We start from the raw sequence: 535 nt of genomic DNA, 5'->3' as shown, positions 1-535 counted from the left end.
GATTGGGAATGGCCGTGGCCGGCCCCAAATCCTTGCCGGGTCGCGCTGCGGTGCTGCTCCTGTGGGTGGCGACGCTTGGCCTGTTGGCGACGGCGATCTTTCCAACCGATCTTGAGACGGCGGCCACAACAACGACGGGTAACATTCACACCGCCAGCTTCCTGGTCAATGTGATCAGCGTGATCCTGTGCGCGTTGCTCTTCGCCGTCGGCTTTCATCAAAGCGAGGACTGGCGCAGCTATCGGTGCATCGGCTTGGCTTTGGCGATCGCCTTGCTCGCGGCGTTCATCGCCCAGTTCCTGACCCTGCATCGGGGCGCGCCCTATGGCCTGACGAACCGTCTCTTCGTCGCCGTGCTCATGGTCTGGTTCCTGGCGACCGCCAGGCAACTCCGCCGCATCGCCATTCTGCGACAAGGCCCCATGACGCCCAATGCTTAAGGGAGGCGATCATGGGGCGTCGGACAACCAACAGTCAGGTCGCCTGGTCTAGGCGTTCGGCCGAAATCGCCATGGGCTGTTTCGGCTATTTCGTC

Annotated in this window: 1 protein-coding gene; it reads left to right on the top strand. The window is 62.6% G+C overall.

Annotated elements, in window-relative coordinates; translation table 11 throughout:
- Nucleotides 1–440, top strand: a 440-nt coding sequence (locus tag ASD38_RS18910; RefSeq protein WP_235523887.1) for a DUF998 domain-containing protein, incomplete at its 5' end; no start/stop codon positions are given.
- Nucleotides 441–535 lie beyond the last annotated feature (95 nt).

It is taken from the genome of Caulobacter sp. Root487D2Y, assembly GCF_001427165.1.
Lineage (GTDB): Bacteria > Pseudomonadota > Alphaproteobacteria > Caulobacterales > Caulobacteraceae > Caulobacter.
This window is presented reverse-complemented; position numbering and strand designations above follow the sequence as displayed.